16 protein-coding genes are annotated in these 18,438 nt (G+C 65.1%); 3 read left to right on the top strand and 13 right to left on the bottom strand.

Going from position 1 to position 18,438, the window contains the following annotated elements:
• Positions 1 to 218 (top strand): transposase domain-containing protein (locus D7Y21_RS32275; protein ID WP_147469434.1); only part of this gene is annotated, 218 nt, incomplete at its 5' end.
• A 47-nt stretch (positions 219 to 265) separates the two neighbouring features.
• Here D7Y21_RS32275 and D7Y21_RS32270 read toward each other — a convergent pair.
• The 11 genes from D7Y21_RS32270 to D7Y21_RS32235 form a co-directional block, all read right to left on the bottom strand.
• On the bottom strand, positions 266 to 2,191 hold the full coding sequence (locus D7Y21_RS32270) for a TonB-dependent siderophore receptor (protein WP_255427376.1): 1,926 nt from the start codon (positions 2,189 to 2,191) through the stop codon (positions 266 to 268).
• 409 nt (positions 2,192 to 2,600) lie between these two features.
• Positions 2,601 to 4,931 carry an ATP-binding protein gene (locus tag D7Y21_RS32265; RefSeq protein WP_121717715.1) on the bottom strand — a complete coding sequence of 777 codons (2,331 nt, stop codon included), beginning with the start codon at positions 4,929 to 4,931 and terminating at the stop codon, positions 2,601 to 2,603.
• A complete protein-coding gene (locus D7Y21_RS41585) occupies positions 4,928 to 5,668 on the bottom strand; it encodes a hypothetical protein (RefSeq protein ID WP_147469433.1) in 741 nt (246 codons plus the stop codon). Before D7Y21_RS41585 ends, D7Y21_RS32265 begins: the two co-directional genes overlap by 4 nt.
• Positions 5,638 to 7,710 (bottom strand): SIR2 family protein, encoded by a 2,073-nt coding sequence (locus D7Y21_RS32260; protein WP_158627387.1) that lies wholly within the window; start codon positions 7,708 to 7,710, stop codon positions 5,638 to 5,640. The genes D7Y21_RS41585 and D7Y21_RS32260 overlap by 31 nt, the downstream gene beginning before the upstream one ends.
• A gap of 327 nt (positions 7,711 to 8,037) precedes the next feature.
• Entirely contained in the window at positions 8,038 to 8,307 is a 270-nt protein-coding gene (locus D7Y21_RS42385; RefSeq protein WP_199735532.1) for a hypothetical protein, read from the bottom strand.
• A 48-nt stretch (positions 8,308 to 8,355) separates the two neighbouring features.
• Positions 8,356 to 8,523 (bottom strand): hypothetical protein, encoded by a 168-nt coding sequence (locus tag D7Y21_RS42380; RefSeq protein ID WP_199735531.1) that lies wholly within the window; start codon positions 8,521 to 8,523, stop codon positions 8,356 to 8,358.
• Positions 8,520 to 8,915 (bottom strand): PQQ-binding-like beta-propeller repeat protein, encoded by a 396-nt coding sequence (locus D7Y21_RS42375; RefSeq protein WP_199735530.1) that lies wholly within the window; start codon positions 8,913 to 8,915, stop codon positions 8,520 to 8,522. The genes D7Y21_RS42380 and D7Y21_RS42375 overlap by 4 nt, the downstream gene beginning before the upstream one ends.
• Before the next feature lie 172 nt (positions 8,916 to 9,087).
• Entirely contained in the window at positions 9,088 to 9,507 is a 420-nt protein-coding gene (locus D7Y21_RS32250; RefSeq protein ID WP_121717712.1) for a DUF5684 domain-containing protein, read from the bottom strand.
• Between the two features lie 118 nt (positions 9,508 to 9,625).
• Positions 9,626 to 10,732, bottom strand: a complete 1,107-nt coding sequence (locus tag D7Y21_RS32245) for a type IV pilus twitching motility protein PilT (protein WP_121717711.1) — start codon at positions 10,730 to 10,732, stop codon at positions 9,626 to 9,628.
• Between the two features lies 1 nt (position 10,733).
• On the bottom strand, positions 10,734 to 12,623 hold the full coding sequence (locus D7Y21_RS32240; protein WP_233612360.1) for a type IV pilus twitching motility protein PilT: 1,890 nt from the start codon (positions 12,621 to 12,623) through the stop codon (positions 10,734 to 10,736).
• Positions 12,624 to 12,801: 178 nt separating this feature from the next.
• Positions 12,802 to 13,341, bottom strand: coding sequence for a GNAT family N-acetyltransferase (locus D7Y21_RS32235; RefSeq protein WP_120561097.1), 540 nt, complete (start codon positions 13,339 to 13,341; stop codon positions 12,802 to 12,804).
• A 270-nt stretch (positions 13,342 to 13,611) separates the two neighbouring features.
• Between D7Y21_RS32235 and D7Y21_RS32230 the strand changes: the two genes are divergently transcribed.
• On the top strand, positions 13,612 to 14,337 hold the full coding sequence (locus D7Y21_RS32230; RefSeq protein ID WP_120561098.1) for an ATP/GTP-binding protein: 726 nt from the start codon (positions 13,612 to 13,614) through the stop codon (positions 14,335 to 14,337).
• Entirely contained in the window at positions 14,334 to 15,827 is a 1,494-nt protein-coding gene (locus tag D7Y21_RS32225) for an ATP-binding protein (RefSeq protein WP_120561099.1), read from the top strand. The genes D7Y21_RS32230 and D7Y21_RS32225 overlap by 4 nt, the downstream gene beginning before the upstream one ends.
• Here the strand turns inward: D7Y21_RS32225 and D7Y21_RS32220 are convergent.
• Positions 15,824 to 17,152, bottom strand: coding sequence for an MgtC/SapB family protein (locus D7Y21_RS32220; protein ID WP_121717708.1), 1,329 nt, complete (start codon positions 17,150 to 17,152; stop codon positions 15,824 to 15,826). The two genes, D7Y21_RS32225 and D7Y21_RS32220, sit on opposite strands and share 4 nt — an antisense overlap.
• Positions 17,153 to 17,233: 81 nt before the next feature.
• Positions 17,234 to 18,367 carry an aquaporin gene (locus tag D7Y21_RS32215; protein ID WP_233612359.1) on the bottom strand — a complete coding sequence of 378 codons (1,134 nt, stop codon included), beginning with the start codon at positions 18,365 to 18,367 and terminating at the stop codon, positions 17,234 to 17,236.
• Positions 18,368 to 18,438: the final 71 nt, after the last annotated feature.

Raw genomic sequence — 18,438 nt, 5'->3', positions numbered from 1 at the left:
TTGTCGGCCACGAGGCCGCGGGGGAAAACCTCGCTGGCCTCTATGCACTGGTGGCCACCTGCGAGGCCAACGGCGTCAATCCCGAGGACTACCTCGCGGATGTCCTGCTGCGCGTCCAGACGCACCCACACTCGCGCATCGGTGAGCTGCTACCTCACGAGTGGAAGCGGCGACGCGCCGCTGACCCGCTCGAGTCACCCCTCCAGCCCAGTCCCTGAACAGCTCACTTCTCGCGGCGCCCGCCGAGCACGGTCCGCGTCTGGCATCAAGCCTCCCGGCACGTCATTGGCCGGACGGTTACCTCCACCGCGCCGAAGGCGTCCACCTTCCAGAAGAGGTGGCGGCTCACGAACAGGTCCACCACCGCCGCGCCGCCCATGCCGCGCGTGTTGAGGTCGTCCTCGTACTGCGGGCCGAACACGCGCAGCTGCGCGGTGACGGAGACGATGGACGGGTCGTCGAAGGTGACCGCGAGCGAGCCGCGATGCCTGGGGTCCTGGGGAAGCTGGCGACCCACGAGGTCGGGCTGGCCGGGGGCGCGCGTGACGACGGGGTCCACGAAGGTATAGGCGGCGAGCGCGGTCCACTGCCGCGACACGCGCCAGTCCGCGCCCAGCTCCACGCCGCGCACGCGGGCCCGGCCCAGGTTCTGGCGCTGGCGGGTGGCGCCGTCCGGCAGGGGCGTGGCGAGGGTGACGTTGGTGACGGGCGCGTCCAGCACGTTCCAGAAGCCGGTGACGCGGCCGGTGAGCCCTCGCGGGCCGGTGGCCTCCACGCCCGCCTCGGTGCCCCAGAGGCGCTCGGCGCCCAGGTCCGGGTTCGCGGCGGTGAGGACGGTGCCCACCTGGAAGGGGCGGTAGAGCTCGTTGAGGGTGGGGGCGCGGAAGGCGCGGTACGCGGAGGCGCGCAAGGTGAGCCACTCCAGCGGGCGCACGCGCGCGGCCAGGCGCGGGCTGAGCTGGCGCGCGGTGCGAGGCTCGAAGGCGGTGGCGGTGGCGGTGCCGTTCGCGAAGCTCTCCAACTGGCTGCCGTCGAAGTTGTGCCACGTGTCCCAGCGCAGAGTGCCGGCGAACTCCAGCGCGGGGGACACGGTGTAGAGGTCCTGCACGAAGACGCCCCCGGACAGCTGCGTGCCCTGCGTGTTGCGCGCGTAGAGCGTCGTGGCGGTGTAGGTGGCGGGGAAGAGCAGCTCATCGGCCCTGCCGTGGGAGCGGCGCACGTCCACGCCCGCGGCGAGCACATGGGTCCCGGCCAGCGTCAGCTCCGGACCGGTCCAGACGAGCGAGCCGCCCTGGTCGTTCGCGGGCACGTCCTGGAGGGCGGAGCGGGCCTCGAAGTTCCGGTCCGGAGTGACGCGGGCGCGGTCCTGGGCGAAGTGCTGGGTGCGGCCGAAGAGGCCCAGCTCGAAGGTGCCGGCGGAGTCCGTGCGGAGGCGGGCGTTCGCGGCGAACCACGCGAGGTCCACGCTGGCCACGGTGTACCGGGTGCCACCGTTCTGCGTCTCGCGGAACACGCCCGCGCGGGCTGAGAGGGAGAGGTGGTCGGTGGCTTCTGCTTCGATGCGCGCCTGGGCGCTGACGTGATTGGAGGGGGTGTCCCCGTCGATGCGGCCGCGCTGGCTCTCGGGGACGATGCGATAGCCGTCGCTGGTGAGGCCCTCGACCTCCAGCGAGGCGCCCACGCGGCCCCAGCGGTCCGCGATGCGCGCGGCGGCGAAGCCGGTGCCCAGGTTGCCCACGGACACGTCCGCGTCGAGCACCGGGCCGGTGATGGGCCGGGAGAACAGCTGCACCACGCCGCCCAGCGCGGCGCTTCCATAGAGCGCGGAGCCGCCAGTGGGGACGACCTCGATGCGGTCCAGGCCCAGGCGGGGCAGGGCGCGCCAGAAGACCCATCCGCCGTAGGGGTCGTTGAAGGGAAGCCCGTCCAGCAGCACGAGCCCACGCGCCACGCCGGAGGGCGCGAGCCCGCGCAGGTTGAGCCCCTGCGCGGTGGGGTCCGCGACCAGGGATGGCGTGCGGCGGAAGGTGGCCGCGGACGGCAGCGTGCGGATGAGCGCGTCCTGCGTGAGCGTGGGGCTGCGCTCCATCTCCGCGCGGGGAATCACCACCGTGGTGGCGGGCACGTCGCGCAAGGGGCGCGGCAGGCGCGTGGCGGTGACGACGGTGCGGGTGCCCGGAGAAGGATCCACACCGTCGGACGCTGACGCTGCCGTAGCGGGCGAGAAATCGGATTCCGGCGTGGCGCACTGAAGGGCGCAGCTCCGGCTTGGTCCGCAGCACCCTCGATCTCAGGGGCAACAAGTATCCCATTGCTTCCGCTATGTGCCGTAGCCACAACTGGCGATAAAATCAATATCCCGAGGCTTGCCAAAAAGCCTCGGGATGGAGGACTCCGGTTTGATCGCGACGGACGAAAAGACGCATTCAGGTTGAGCATCACACCTTGCTCTACTGGATGTCAGACTTCGGTGCGAGTTGTGTTGGACCTGGTATCCGCAGGCTGGAGGCGCAAGACGCGTCTTGAGGAACCCGTGCGCCTATCCCTTTGGGGCAGATTCAATACGAAATGTAACAAACAAGTTTGATTGCATAGCGAGTTCATGGCTTGGGTGAAGAAGTAGCCCCCAGGCTGATGGCTGGAAGCAAAGCCCGAAGAGGCGATCGTCCCTCCCAGCGAGTTTGGCGTTCACCAATTACCTCCCATTGTCTTGTCTTGATAGATTTGTCGTGGCCGTTGTCGACAAACTCAATGACGCGCATCCGTCGACCGGCCGGGGGACGAAGCAAAGGTACAATCCTGTTTGTTAGATGGTCGTTGTGATTGGTGAGAATCAATTGTCGGCGGCCATGACTGCTCGAATCGGTTGCCCCATAAGCAAGGAGCCGCAGCATGGCGGCGTCTGCGGCTAGATTGTCGAGGTCAAATGCATCCGAGACGTCATCTAGGCATAGAAATTCGGTAGGAAGCTTAGGTTGTCCAAGATTTGCTGCTATCGCAAGGCCAAACGCCAGTGATGTTAGTTGCGATCTTGAGAGACTTGAGATGCCGGTTGAAATGCCATCTTTTGGTCCAATTCGAACCTGAAGAGGTCCATGTCGCTGAAACTCAATTCGTGCGTGCTCAACAACGTCGTGGCGATGAGCGTACCATCTCAAGATTTGTCTCATCGACTTGTTGAGGTCTCGCTCGTAACGTTGCTCGATGATGTTGGTTCTAAAAACATCTTTGAAGCATCCGCGCTTGTTGCTGGCAATGTGCTCGATGATGTCTTGAGCTTTCTCGACTTCCTTGCGTGCGCTGTCTAGGTGCTGCTGCTCTAATGTCTGTGCCGTGGCTCGATTTACGTCCGCGCGAACGGTTGCCCAGGTGGAGAATGCACGCGCTACGGATGCCCAGTCTTCCTTCGGACTATGTGCTGGCGGGACTTCGCCCACAATTGACTGGGCCGTACTTGAAGTGAGTCTTGTGCGAACTGCGTCAAGATCAACAATGTCCTCTGGAGTATGGGGCAGTTGAGCCGATATCTCATTCTCAATCCAGAGTTGCCCAAGGCGAGAAAACAGTGAGTTAATTTTGTCCAGGGCGTTGAGATCGGAGAGTTTCTTGTTGAGTTCGCTCAGTTCAATGCTGACTGTCGTGTGCCTTGATCTAAGTTCTTCTAGGCGCTTTGACTCGGCAATTAAGTGTGGGTGAAAGAGATCGTGATTTGGCATGGGGAGGCCAATATCCGACCAAAACGATGGAAGTGTGGCTGCGTTGTCTTCGTTGGAAAGTGTTGCGAGGACAGCCAGCGTTCCTAAGCCCATATGGGCCGAGCTGCTATGCAGTCGCACCTCCTGGCCTGGCTGCCATATGGTGGCGATGCTGCGCGCCAAACTCGATTGCTCTGACTCCTTGGCTGCCCGAATGTGCTGTAGTTCGACGATATCCCCAAGGAGTCTATCTCTTGGTTCGGCTTGTTTGAGCAACAGAGCGCGGCGGTCAGCGTGCTCTTTGGGAAGATTTGTTTCTAGGTCGCGGAAAATTGCTTGAAGTTTGAGCCAACGGGGTGTTGGCGAGTCGTGTACCTCAGTCTCTGATGAATCTAGGTGGGATGCTTCAGATGCACGTGTCTCAGCGGCCTTGTAAATCCTTTCCAAAGTGCCTTGGTAATCACCGTCTTGCGAGGCCTCAAGGCCAAGGTGAGTGCAGATCTTTTTTAGCGCGCTTTTTAGTGGCGCTTGGTCCACTAGAGTGCGGTTCGCTTTGACGAACTTTGCGGATACGGCTGTGCCTAGAGCCTGCCAAGACTGCTGGGCAAGCAGTGCTCGCTGTGCTTCAAGGTTCGTGATCTTTTCGATATCGGGAAGTTCTGCCTTGATTTTGTTTAGTCGTCTTGTGATTTCAAGAGAGAACCTTTGAGCCTCTATTTCCGCAAGGGAGTCCAGTTCGGGAAAACTTGGAACGAAGAAGTCGATTACCTTTCGGCGGGAATCGAGGTCGAGCCCCGCAAGGCTGCCAAGTGAGTCTGAGTAGAGAAAGGTGCAGGCGCGAACAAGGTCATGCTCCGACTGGGTTTCAAGCTCATTGTCTCGAAGGGCGGCCCAAGGTCCGATTGATGAGATAGAACCTTGGGATGATTTGTGAATGGTAGTTTCGTCTGTTCCACTTCCGTCTGACCAGGTCGCGCGAATCCGCGCCTCCCCTGTGCTCGTGCCGGACTTCCGATTGCAATGAATGAAGTCGCGAAGCTCGAACTCCTCCTTTCCTCCGATGCGCCTCCCGATTTTCCCAGTGACGGCAAGCTCCAGTGCTTCAATTGTACTGGTTTTGCCTCTGCCGTTGGGACCTACGAGTAGAACGATCTCCGCATCGAAGTTCAGATCTATTGTTTCGCTGAAGCCCTTGAAGTTCTCGATCTCAAGTCTTGATATACGGCGACCGGTCATGGCGCTTTACCTGTGGGCAGGAGGATAGAGTCGAGTGCCCTTGTTGTCTCTGGCCATGACGTGGCGTTTGGCCAGTCGCCATGCTTCAGAAAAAGTTGAATGTCAGATTCGACCGGGGATCGGAATGGGTTGTTTTGGTGGGCACCCGAGGCAAGTACCCCGACTGCATAGGTCGGCAGATCTGAACTCTCTATTTTGTGCAGAAAAGCTTTTTCAGGGAACGGGGAGAACAGTTCAAACTTCTCCTTTAATGCTAGTTCGAATGATGCGAATTCTTGATTTAGATGGGGTAGTATTATGACTCGAAATTGACCGAGTTTGAAGCGTGCATCGGCAAGTTGCGATGCGAGGGTCTCTCCAGACTCTAGGGTGTCAGGAAGCGCAAGTATCAACAGGAGTCGATGCATCCCATAGTCGGACGCGGCACGCTGGAGAAGGTTTCCCAGTAGTCGGATGTCCCGAACAATGGGACTGGGGGTGTCTGTCTTTTGTGGATGTTCAATGGACGGCGCGTAGACGACGGCAAACAAAAGGTTCCCATCATCTCCCATGAGGCGGGGGGGGCAGCGAATGGTTCGCCCAGAGGGCTCCAGGAATCCTCCGGAACTTTCTATATTTGGCTGCCAAATGTCGACATGGGGTATTTTCTCGGCAGCAATCGTGAACACCGACCTGATGGCCAGTTCTAGTGGTATGTTCATCGGTTCTATGGGGCAGGGTGGCAGTACTTTCGCCATCCTTCGTCTGAATCCAGGAACGATTCGGGCGTTCTTGATAGGGTTTGGATGTTTGCCTGCGCTTGTGAAAGATCTACAGATGTCCCTCCGCCCCCGCGAATTGCCGCAAGATCACCGACAATATATATTTCTCGAACAACTCGCATTTCTCGATGCTCTTGTCCTGGCTTGATGTGCGCTGCGGTATCTTCTTCAGTGGGTGCAGGCGACTGTTCCGTAGCTTGAGACTGCTGGGATGGGCGCACCTTTACCCAAAGTTGTTGCCGAAAAGCTCCTGTGAGATTGCCTCGTCCCAAGCCTATGATGATGGAGTGATCGGGAATGGCGTTGAAGTTGTCTGCTGTCTCCTCGTCGTGTTCTAGCCGGCTAATGAGCCTGTCTATGTCCGATGTTACGAGAACGCGGCGAACGCCTTGGGCGGGCTCTTCAGTTATTAGTCGATAGCTAGATGGTGATTTCGAGGCGGCACTGCTGCCGGTATCCGTTCCCATCGCGCTATTGAGCGCTAGAGCCGTGGCTGAAGGCAGTTGCAGTACTCCATTTGGGTCGCGCTTCGCTGCGAGTGCAAGGAGCACAACGAACATTGGCTGCTTGATGGGTGAATCTAGGAACGGCCGGTATCCTGCCCGCCCCGGGTTTGAGGAGCGCAGAGCAAAGCAGGCAAACGCCCAAGGGCTTGACTCTTGTTCTGTTCGCGTAGGTGAGCGAAGCCTAAGCCAACTTGAGAACAAAGGAGGACTGCTGATTGAACCTGAAAATAGCGTGCTGCATATTTCTGCGAGAATTGTGCGAGGATTGCCCAAGGCACCTTGCAGATACGAATGCAGCGGACTTTCGCGGTTAAACCAACGCTCCGTTGCTAGACGGCAGATGCATCTTGTCGCAAGTGTCTCCAAAAAGAGATCGGCGGCTAGTCCCTCGGGAGGAGGTGTGCTTCCTAGATGTAGGTACTGGCTGTCATCCCCGAGAAAGGTGTTTTCGTATATGCTAGCAATGTGATCCAGCCTTGCCTGGTGGCTGTCGGTGGCTGGCGAGGCATGGGCGTCGCGGAACGCTCTTAGGAGTTGGTATTGGTAGAACGAAAGGTCGCGCTCGTATGCCGCAATAAACGGCGCGTTGTTATGGTCGTTCCACTGGCGCTCGTTATGTGTGGATTGTGCGTCTCGGTTTAGCCTTGAAGTGGCCTGCTCTTGGAACTCGCGAATCACTTGTACGGAGTGGTGCCGCACTATTGGGTCTGCATTCCCAAAGCCGATGAAGAGTAGAGTCTGCGATCTTACTCTGTCATTGAGAAGTTCTCTGGCCCAATGCTTGTCTCCCCAGCCTTGGAGTTGTTCTTCGGTTAGTACAATCTTGCGTGCGGCCTCTTGTTGTTTCTCAGGAGAGGTGTTGGGATTGACCGAGACACGGCGATAGGCGGTTGCGCATCCGTTTAGTTTGACAACCTTTACGAGGGATTGATGAGTTCCATCTTTTCTTGGTGTGGCAATGTGGGTTCTGTAGCTTTCTAGATCGCTGATGACTGGTGCTGGATCTGAAGGAAGCTTGTCATTGCCAAAGCTCTCGCGGATGGATGCCTCAACGAACTCGTCGTAATTTGTTCCGAGGACCTCCGTGATGAGACCCTCTCTTACGAGCGTCGCGAGATAATGATGTGCAGCCGTTGGTAGTCGCTGGCCCCAGTCTTCAAGGCGAAGGACTTCGCAGGTGCCTACTGGTGTCAAAATAGACCAGCAAAGTTCTGCGACTTCGCCAAGAGATGGAGTCTTGGGATTTGTTTTACCTTTCTTGTCTGGATTGTTGTCTATTATTCTTTGGCCGTTGTCGTCCAGTTTGGCACAGTCAAGACCTAGTCTTCGGAGGTTCTGTTGCCAAGTTGAGACTGGGCTTGAACCTGTGGGGAGGTGCTTGAATAACGCTTGTGCGAGGTTGGCTGCGATTTCAGTTGCCTTGATCGTTGGCGCACTGGCTTGGTGTTCTGGCCTGGGAGGCGCATAGAGGCTAATTCCAGCGCCAAGGAACGGAACACATAGGCCATCCATGATTCGCCGACACAGTCTGTCGAGTCTGCTTTCGAGACTGTCGCTATTGGAGATGGCTGAGGTCTGAGGTCTTTGGGGCTCTACACCCTCAATATTAACTGAAAGTGCACTTGCTTCGGACATGACGGTGGAGAGTACTCAGCCAGTCGGGCTGGCGCTAGCGACAGGTACCTTTCGAAGTAGTCCCTTGTGGGCAGTGCAAGCCAACTATGTGGGTGGGTCGTGACAGCCCCCGGGTGGGTTTAAGTCATAAGGGTCAGAGTCGCATTGGGGCCTCTAAAGGTGACCTGCCGCGTAGTGGGATGCGCGATCGACAGGCACTAGTTCCTATTTGGCTTGATTGCGCGAGCCTGTGACATTGGCGCGCTCGTAGTGCGCGTTGGCTGGAAAGGCTTCATCGCAGCGTGTCCAGATCCGCCGCGATGTCGCGCGCGCGTCCCCGACCTTGACGCCCAGGGCGATGTTGTTGTCGCGAGGGTCCAGCTCACCGGAGACGATGACGCCCGCCAAGCCGACCACGCCGGAGAGCACGGACACGTACTGCTTGCCGTCCGGACCTCGGAAGGTGATGGGCTGGCCGATGATTCCGCTGCCCATCTTGAACTCCTACAGCGCCTGGCCCGTGCGTACGTGCACCGCGTTGAGTCAGCCGTCCATCGTTCCGTAGAAGGCCACGTCGTCGGCCGTCACCACGACGCCGCTCCACACCGGGAACTTCTCCGGGATGCCGAAGACCTTCTTGCCGGCGGCCACGTCCCAGCCTATGAACTCGCCCCGGTTTCCTCCTGGCCCCGCGTCCATCTTCACGTTCATGCCGACATACGGCGTGTCGCGATGTAGTTGGCCTCATCGCCCTGCGCGTCCTGGCACAGGTTGTCGCTGGGGATGTAGCGCATCCCCGTCTCCGGGTTGAATGCGGAGGGCGACCAGTCCTTGGACCCCGGCGACGCGGGGCAGATGCCGCGCACCGTCTTGTCGAAGCCCGTCTCCATGCCCTTTACCGGCTGCAGGCTGCCCATCTTCAGGTCTACGCCGGTGTTGGTAGTGATGTGGCCGAGGGGCGTGGCGGACAACACCTGCCCCGTCGTGCGGTCCAGCACGTAGACGTAGCCAGTGCGCCCGGGATGGATGAGCACCTGGCGCGGCTTCCCGTTCACGGTGAGGACCGCGACGATGGACTCGTGGATGCCGTCGTGGTCGTACATGTCGTGAGGGCTCCACTGGTAGAATCAGACGGTCTCTCCCACGGAAGGGACGGGGAGCGGAGGCCATGCTCCGGCTCTACCCGAGCCGTCGTACCCATGAAACACGAACGGCGGTGAAGCGACCGGAAGGCCACTCCACCGCCGCCGTTCACGGCCAGGAGGCCGTGGGGAACTACGCCGCGGCCATGCCACCGTTGGAGGCGGCCGGGCCCTGGTACTGCGCGTCGCCGAAGCCGAGGATGGCGTAGAAGACCGGGCCGAGCAGCGCCAGACCGATGCCGAAGCCCGTGCCCTTCCCGAAGGACTTCGCCATGTCGATGCTGATGATGAACAGCGCGATGAAGTTCACGCAGGGCAGCAGCGCCAGCACCACCCACCACGCCGGACGGCCGACAATCTGGGTCAGCACGTAGATGTTGTAGAAGGGCACGATGGCCGCCCACCCAGGCTGGCCAGCCTTGGCGAACGTCTTCCACATGCCGGCGACGATGAAACCGATGAAGGCCAGGTAGAAGAGCCAGAACACCAGCCCCGGGCCCTCCGCCTGCTGGTTCTGCATCTGCTGCATCATCTCAAGCTGCTGCTCATCCATGACTTCCCCCTCGGAAGTGTTGGGACCCATCCGAGTAGGCGGGTCCACGTTCACTCCAGAACAAAGGCGAAGTCGGGGGGAGAAAGCAAATTCCTTCCCCACTGTCGCCGCGGGCCGCTCAGGCCTTCAGCGTCTCCGGAACCTGCCAGTCCGGCTTCAGTCGCTGGATGACCTTCACGAAATTCTCTTTGTCCTGGGCTTTCTCCAGGGCGGCTTCCGGAAGGATGACGTCGTCCTTCACCAGCCGCTCCAGGTGCATGTCCAGGGTCTGCATGCCCTGGTTCTGGCCGGCCTGCATCTTGGAGGCGATCTGGAACACCTTGCCCTCGCGGATCATCGCGGCCATGGCGGGGCTGCCCACCAGGATTTCGAGCGCGGCGACGCGGCCCTTGCCGTCCGCGGTCTTGATGAGCTGCTGCGCGACGATGCCAGCCAGCGACTCCGCGAGCATGCCGCGCACCTGGCCCTGCTCGTCCGCGGGGAAGGAGTTGATGATGCGGTCGATGGTGGCGGGGGCGCTGTTGGTGTGCACCGTGGCGAAGACGAGCACGCCGAAGCTGGCCAGCTGGAGCGCCAGCTTCATCGTCTCGTTGGTGCGCAGCTCGCCGATGAGGATGACGTTGGGGTCCTCACGGCCAGCGGAGCGGATGGCGGTGGCGAAGCTGGAGGCGTGCGGGCCCACCTCGCGGTGGGTGACCTGGGACTTGAGCGATTCGTGCACGAACTCCACCGGGTCCTCGACGGTGAGCACGTGCGCCGGGCGCGTCTTGTTGATGTGGTTGATCATCCCGGCGAGCGTCGTGGACTTGCCTGAGCCCGTGGGGCCTGTCACCAGCACCAGCCCGCTGCGGCGGTCCGCCATCTTGCGCACCACCTCCGGCGTCTTCAGTTCCTCCAGCGACAGCACCTTGCTGGGGATGGTGCGGAACACGGCGCCAATGCCGGTCATCCGGTAGAAGTAGTTGGCGCGGAAGCGGGCCTTGGTGCCGTAGCCGTAGGCGAAGTCCAGGTCCAGCTCCTCGGTGATCTGCCGCTTCTGTTCGGGCGAGCAGATTTCAAAGAGCAGCGACTCCAGCTCGCCGGTGGTGAGGGCTTCTTCGCGCAGGGGCACGAGCTCGCCGCGGATGCGGCCCAGGGGCGGGTAGCCCACGCCCAGGTGCAGGTCGCTGCCCTTCTTGTCGAGCAGGATGTCGAACCAGGTGGCGATGCGAGGGGTGTCCGTCATGTCAGGCGCCCTTCTTGCCAAGCAGTGAGCCCACCTTGGACAGCATCCGCGCGCCCTCCTGGGCGCTGGCGGGCGGGGGCACGGTGGGAGCGGCGCCGGGGCGCTTGCCCGTCACCATGGCTTCGATTTCGTCCGGGTTCTCCGCGAAGCCCTTCACCGTCTCCAGCGTCGCCTTGCCGGAGCGCGCCAGGTCCGCGAGCGAGTCCTCGAAGCGGACGATGCCCAGCGACTTGCCGCGCTGCTGGAGGGAGGGGATTTGATACGTCTTGTTGTCGCGGATGAGGTTGCCCAGGGCCACGGAGCCGGTGAGCACCTCGGCGGCGGCGACCAGGGACTTGCCGTCCGCGGCAGGCATCAGCCGCTGGCTGACGATGAGGCGCAGGCCGCTGGAGAGCGACAGCCGCACCTGCTGCTGGTCTCCCGGTGGGAAGAGGTCGATGAGCCGGTCGATGGTCTTCGCCGCGCTGGGCGTGTTCATGGTGCTGATGAGCAGGTGGCCCGTTTCGCTGGCGGCGAGCGCCATGCGCACGGTCTCCGTGTCGCGCAGCTCGCCCACGACGATGACGTCCGGATCCTCGCGGAGGCTGCCCTTGAGGGCGCTGGCGAAGGTGCGGGTGCTGGTGCCCACCTCGCGCTGGCTGATGAGGGCGCGCTTGCGCGGGTGCACGTACTCCACCGGGTCCTCCACGGTGAGCACGTGGTGCGTGGTTTCGCGGTTGATGATGTCCACCAGCGCCGCGAGCGTGCTCGTCTTGCCGTGGCCGGACGGGCCGGTGAGCACGATGAGGCCCTGGTGGTGGTGCGTGGCCTTGGCGATGTCCGAGGGCAGGCCCAGCGACTCCAGGGTGGGGATTTCGCGGGAGATGACGCGGAAGGTGCCCTTGAGGCCCGTGCGCTGGCGGCACACGTTGACGCGGAAGCGGCCGGTGTCCTCGGAGTCCAGCGCGAAGTCCACGCTGCCGTCCTTCTCCAGCACGTGCCGCAGCCGCTCCGGGATGATGGGGAGCAAGAGCCGCTCCACCGTCTCCGGAGACAGCGGCGTGTCCTGCGGCAGCAGCTCTCCGGCCAGGCGCAGCAGCGGAGGCCGTCCGGCCACCAGGTGCAGGTCGCTGGCGTTCATGCTGCGAGCCTGCTCCAGCAGCACGGTCAGGTCGCGGCCCGGAGCGGAGGTCGAGCGCGCGATGGGGATGACCCGCGCGGAAGGATTCGCGCTGGCGGAGGAGTGGGCCGGAGCGCCCGCATGGGCCGCCGCACCTGAATGAGCCGCCGCACCCGCGTGAGCCGCGGAGGCCCCCGCGTGGGAGGCCGCGCCGCCAGGAGCTCCGCGCGCGGCGGCTCCCGCACCCATGCCACCCGGCTGCGCGGCTCGCGCGTCCATGCCCCCTGGCTGAGCGGCTCTCGCGTCCATGCCACCAGACTGCGCGGCTCTCGCGTCCACGGACGCGGAGACCGCGGGCACTCCCGCGTAGGGCGTGCGCGTGGGAGCCTGCGCGGACACGGTCGGCACTCCCGCGTAGGGCGTGCGCGTGGGCGCGGCGGGCGCCGCTGGAGCTGCCGCGGCTGCTGGAGCCGCCGCGGCCGCCGCGCCTTCCGCGCCTCGCGTGAGGCGCACGTTCATCAACTCGCCCCGGCGCACCGCCGCGATGTTGAGGGAGCCCAGTCCGGTGGCGTTCACCGTCCACTGTACCGGCGTCTCCGACACCGACGACGCGCGGGCCATGCCCACCATCGCCTGGAGGGCCTTCACGAGCTCATCGGTGGAGAGGGCGCCTGGATCAATGGGCTCGTAGCCGTTGGCGCCGCGCACCATCGGAGGACGGCCGCTGGCCAGGGCCAGCTCGGTGATTCCAGGACGCGATAGATGACGCAGCAGTTCCGCGAGCGGTTTCATTCAGGGGGAAGCCCCACCGCTGCCGTGCGTCAGGCCCGGCGGGGTGGAAACTCCCGCGAGGATAGTCGACCGCCACGCTCCAGGTCACCCTGGGGGCATGGCCCCAAACGCACGACGGGAGCGGCCGTGCGAAGGCCCCTCCCGTCGGGTCCAACCGATTGCGTTGGGGTGCTGCGGACTACAGCTCGCGCGACATCAGGAGCCGCAGCTTGCCGGACTTCTTGGAGACCACCGTGGCCACCGTGGTGAAGCCCGCCTTGCGGTAGAAGCCCACCGCCGGCGCGTTCGCGGGGTCCACGCGCAGCGCGATGGTCTTGCGGTACATGTCACGCGCCGCGTCCAGCGCCTTGTCCAGCAGCATGGCGCCCACGCCGTGGCGCCGCAGCTCCGGCTTCACCACGATGTTGCGCAGGTAGGCCGCGCCCGGCACCGGACCGTCGCGCTCCACCGTCACGTAGCCCACCACCTGGCCCTGGATCCGCGCCACGTGGAGGAAGGGCTTCAGCTGCGTGAGGGCCTTGAGGCTCTCCTCCTGCGACTCACCCCGCCCCTTCCAGGGCTCGGAGTTGGAGCGCAGGGCCGACACCGTCGTCAGGTCCTCGTCGGTGGGCGGACCGAATTTGACCCCGTTCACCAGATCGTTGGGGAGCGTTGCTCCTTCCAGCACCAGCGTGGGGGCCGCCACCTCGACGCCAGGGTCCACCTGCTTCATCGTCATCGCCTTGCTCCTCCGTCGCGTCTGCGATCCTAACCGGTCCCCCCGTACCCATGCACGCGATCATTCCGCGCGCATTGTTCTGTTTTCCGTGTGGGGAGACGTCCTCCTCCCAGGCGGGAAGCAGGAGCCTCTCGAAACGTTGCCCGCGGGCGCGTCATTCCGGGAAGACATGTCCCGCTCCGCTGTCTGGACTGCGAGCGGCCTTCCGCGCGGGGCGTGAGGCCATTATAAAACCCCTGTCCGGGTCCCCCTCGGTCCGAGTTCCGCCCCTTGCAACTCAACCACGCCCAGCGCGAGCTGACGCTCAAGATCGTCTATTACGGCCCCGGGTTGAGCGGGAAGACGACGAACTTGCGCAAGCTGCACGCGCGAGCGCGGCCGGACGTGCGAGGGCGCCTCCTGTCGGTGGATACCCACGACGACCGGACGCTCTTCTTCGACTTGCTGCCCGTCTTCTTCTCCACCTCCACGGGCTTCAAGGTGAAGGTGAAGCTCTTCACCGTGCCCGGACAGGTCATCCACAACGCCACGCGGCGGGTGGTGCTCCAGGGCGCGGACGCGGTGGTCTTCATCGCGGACAGCCGCAGGGGCGCGGCGCAGGAGAACAACGCCTACTGGCGCAACCTGCAGGAGAACCTGCGGGAGATGGAGCTGGACCCCACGCAGGTGCCGGTGGTCATCCAGTTCAACAAGCGCGACCTGCCCGACAGCCTCACGGACGAGGAGCTGGCGGAGGTTCAGCGCCGGGGCAGCCAGCCGGTGGTGGGCTCCGTGGCCGTGCGAGGCGAGGGCGTGGTGGAGACCTTCCACGCCGTGGTGCAGACGGCCTGGCGCGCGCTGGAGGGCCGGGCGCAGCTGTCGCGCAACGTGGGCCTGAGCGAGGAAGAGTTCCTGGGGCAGATCTTCCGTCACATCGACCTGAGCGGCACGGCGCTGGAGGGGCGGTACGGCCCCGGCGCCATGCCTGGCGGCAGGGAGAGCGGGAGGGCGCCATGAACGGCACGTCAGGCGGCGGGCCCCGGAACACCGCGAGCGCACCCCGGCGCGAGTCCGCGCTCCAGCGGCGGCTGTCGCTGGGGGACCTGCTGGACCTGCCGTCCTTCACGGAGGTGGTGAAGGGCTTCAGCGACCTGTACCGCGTGGGCATCAAGGTGCTGGACACGCGCGGCAACAAGCTGGCGGACGTGAAGGTGGGCCACGGCGACTTCTGCGCCTACGTCTTCTCCTTCCCGGACGGCCGCCACGCGTGCACCGCCATGGTGGGCCGGGTGAAGGACGGCCCCGTGCTGCCGGAGGCCGGCGGGCGCGTGGCGGACGGAGACGTCTCCGAAGCGGCGGGCCTCATCGCGCTCACCTGCTTCACCGGCCTGCGCTACGTGGTGATGCCGGTGCGCTGGGACGGCGACCTGCTGGGCCGGGTCATCCTGGGGCCCTTCACGCCGGAGGAGCTGACGGACTTCCCGGAGACGCTCACCAGCATCCATGGCCTGGACCTGGAGCGCGCGCAGGAGCTGCTGGGCCGCGTGCGCCGCGTGCCGGAGCGCACCGCCGCGCAGGTGCTGGGCCACTTCGGCCAGGTGCTGGGCGCGCTCGTGGCCAGCGGGCAGAAGGCGTACCTGGCCACGCACCTGCATCTGGAGTCCACGCTGGAGGTGCACCGCGAGCTGGAGGCGCAGAACGCGCGGCTGCTCCAGGCGAACGCGCGGCTCAAGGAGCTGGACCGGCTGAAGTCCACCTTCCTGGGCACGGTGAGCCACGAGCTGCGCACGCCGCTCGCGTCCATCCTGGGCTACTCGGAGATGATGGCGGAGGGGCTGGCGGGGCCGCTCAACCCGGAGCAGCTCCAGTACGTGCGCACCATCGTGGAGAAGGGCGAGACGCTCCTCTCGATGATCTCCTCGCTGCTGGACCTGAGCCAGATTGAAGCCGGGCGCCTGCGCCTGTCCATGGCGCCGGTGGACCCGGGCTACATCATCCAGACGGCGGTCTCCAGCGTGCTGCCGCAGGCGCAGCGCAAGGGCCTGGAGCTGGAGGTGCGGCTGCCGCACACGCCGCAGCCCCGGCTGGCGGGGGACCTGGACAAGCTGCGCCAGGTGGTGGTGAACCTGCTGGCCAACGCGGTGAAGTTCACGCCCGCGGGCGGCCGGGTGAAGGTGACGCTGTCGGACGCGGCGATGCAGCAGGAGCTGGGCGTGCCCGGCTACCGCATCAGCGTGGAGGACACCGGCGTGGGCATCCGCGCCGAGGAGTTCGAGCGCATCTTCCAGAGCTTCTACCAGGTGGACGGCAGCTCCACGCGCGAGTTCGGCGGCGCGGGGCTGGGCCTGGCCATCGTGAAGAGCCTGGTGGAGGGACACGGCGGCCGGGTGCGCGTGGAGAGCGAGTTCGGCCACGGCTCGCGCTTCATCGTCCAGCTGCCGCTGCACCCGCCCATGCAGGGCGGGCTGACCGCCGCGCCGCCCATGCCGGAGCCAGACCGCTTCTAGCGGTCGTCGTGGGGCTTGAACAGGCCCGCGCCTCCGGCGGGCGCCGGCAGGAACGTGGGCAGTCGCGTCTGCACGAAAGCGCCCACGAGCCCCAGCAGCATCACCACACCCAGCGCGCGGCCCAGCCGCAGCGTGAGCGACCGCTGCGCCGACACGCGCGCCACGAGGATGAAGTTGATGGCGGCGCTGGCGAGCGACGCGATGATGGCGCCCACTCCTGCCGTCGTGGGGGAGATGGTGCCGTTGGCGCACAGCGACGCGGCGGACGCCACCGCGGACGCGCTGGACACCAGTCCGCCCACGGCGCTCACCGCGTAGAAGCCCCAGCGGCCCATCAGCGTCTGGCCCACGGTACCCACCACCTGGAGCGCCAGGAAGATGAGGCCGAACTTCAGCGCGGACGGCAGCGAGAAGGGCGACTTCAGGGGCAGGGCGGGAGGCTCGGCGCCGGGCGTGACCTCCACGCGCGAGCGCACCAGCGCCAGGCCCATGCTGGACAGGAGGATGAGGACCAGCGGGATGACGGAGTCCACCAGCGCGCGCAAGGAGAGCAGCCCCAGCAGCACGGCGTTGCGCAGCGCCATGGCGGCGGTGGCCAGCATCACGCCCCGGTAGGCCACGTCGAGCAGGCGTCCGGACGTCTCGCGCACGCGGTTGGCCAGCTCCGCCACGGTGACGGTGCTGTTGACGAGCCCGCCCAGGAACCCCGTCACCTCCACGCCTTGCGTGCCGAACATCTTCCACAGCAGGTAGTTCACGAAGCCGATGGCCGCGATGAGGATGACGGTCACCCACGCGGCGCGCGGCTCGATGAGGCCCCACGGGTCCACCGGCTGCGCGGGCAGCACCGGGTAGATGGCGAAGGCGAGGATGGCGAGCAGGATGGCGCTGCGCAGCTCCTCTGCGGTGATTTTGTGGCTGAAGGTGGCCATCCGCTCCTTCCATGCGAGCAGGCCCGCCGTCGTCACGCCCACCGCCGCGGGCGTCACCGTATGGCCCAGGCCGCACAGCACGCCGGTGAAGCCCGTGACGAGCAGCGCGGCGGACGTGGTCAGCTCCGCGCCGCCGTCGGTGCGCAGGGACTGCCAGTTGAGGAAGCACAACAGCACGCCCAGCAGCGCGAGGCTCAGCAGCGCGAAGTTCGGGCCCAACAGGCCGCCCATGCAGCCCAGCAGCGCCGCGAAGCCGAACGTGCGCAGGCCGGCCTCCTTGCCACGCCACTCGCGCTCCAGCCCGACGAACAGGCCCACCGCGAGCGCGAGCATCAGTCGCATCATCGTCTGCAGCGGTGGCCAGGAAACGACGGGGGGAAGACCTTCCATCATGCGAAAACCTCTCTTGGACCGTCATGCGCGCGTGCCGGGCGGACGTCAACGCCGCAGCCCGTCACCTGCAAGGGGTCCACGTCAGGTGAGAGCGCGGGGGCCTTCGGGAGCGGGGCCGCCGCTGACGACGTGCAGTCGCTCCCAACCCTGGCGCGCGAGGAGTGGATGCAGCCTGGACCGCAGCGCCGCCTGCAGCGCCTTCGCTCCGGCCTCGTCCTTCAGCGACAGCGCGGGCAGCGACCAGCGCTCCCGCACGCGCGCATCCATGCCTGGGGCATGGCCCGCGACGTCGATGAGAACGTAGTGCGACGCGGGCACATTCCGGTCGCGCAGGGGCGCGGCGCGCAGGTTCGCCTCCCGCATCAGCGCCTCCACGGCGGGCGGCGGTCCGTCATCCAGCCCCGAGCCCGGCGGCGGCGCCACCACCGCGCGCGCCCGGTCCGGATGCGCCAGCGTGTTGAAGAGGGCAGCGGCCAGATGGGCGGGCCCTGCGTTCGAGCACTCGAAGACGACGGTCTCCACGGGCGTGGCGGCAGGCTTCGGCGTGCCGCCCAGCAGCCACCGGAAGAGGAACACCGCCAGCGCCGCGCCCAACAGCTGCGCCGCGACGAAGGACTCCACCTCCCACGGGCTCATCACGCCCACGTGGGCGCTGGCCGCGCGCGCCAGCACCAGCGCCGGGTTCGCCAGCGAGCGCGAGTCCGTGAACCACACCGTCGCGGCCACGTACCCCGCGATGGCCAGCGGCGTCGCCGACGGACGCGTGCGCACGCAGCCGCGCACCACCACCAGCAGCCCGAACGTGGCCACCATCTCCGTGAGGAACCGCGCCCCGTCCGCCGCGGGCATCCTCGCGGTGAGCAGCAGCGGCTCATTGCACATGCGGTGCGCGACGAGCCGACCCACCAGGCTGCCGGTCAGTTGCGCCAGTGCGTACAGCGGCACCTCACGCCAGGGCATGCGGTCCCCCAGCGCGTCCGCGAAGGTGAGCGCCGGATTCAGATGCGCGCCCGACAGCGGCCGCAGCACCCACAAGAGGCACGCCAGCACCGCGCCGCAGGAGAGGGACATGAAGAGGCGTCCCTCGGTGGCGCTCGCGCCCAGGTGCTCCGCGACGTGGTGCGACCCCTCCAGCGCCACCACCAGCAGCCCGCAGCCCAGCGCTTCCGTCACCAGCCGGCGGCGCAGGTCCATGGCTGTGGCGGAAGAAGGCACTCCTCAGTCCTATGCCTGGGCGGTCCGACACCGTCAACGCCACGTGCCCCCATCCCGCCCGCCCGTTCGCC

The organism is Corallococcus sp. AB045 (genome assembly GCF_003668895.1).
Classification (GTDB): Bacteria; Myxococcota; Myxococcia; order Myxococcales; family Myxococcaceae; genus Corallococcus; species Corallococcus coralloides.
Note: the sequence above shows the minus strand (reverse complement) of the source record. Positions and strands in the feature narration are given on the sequence as shown.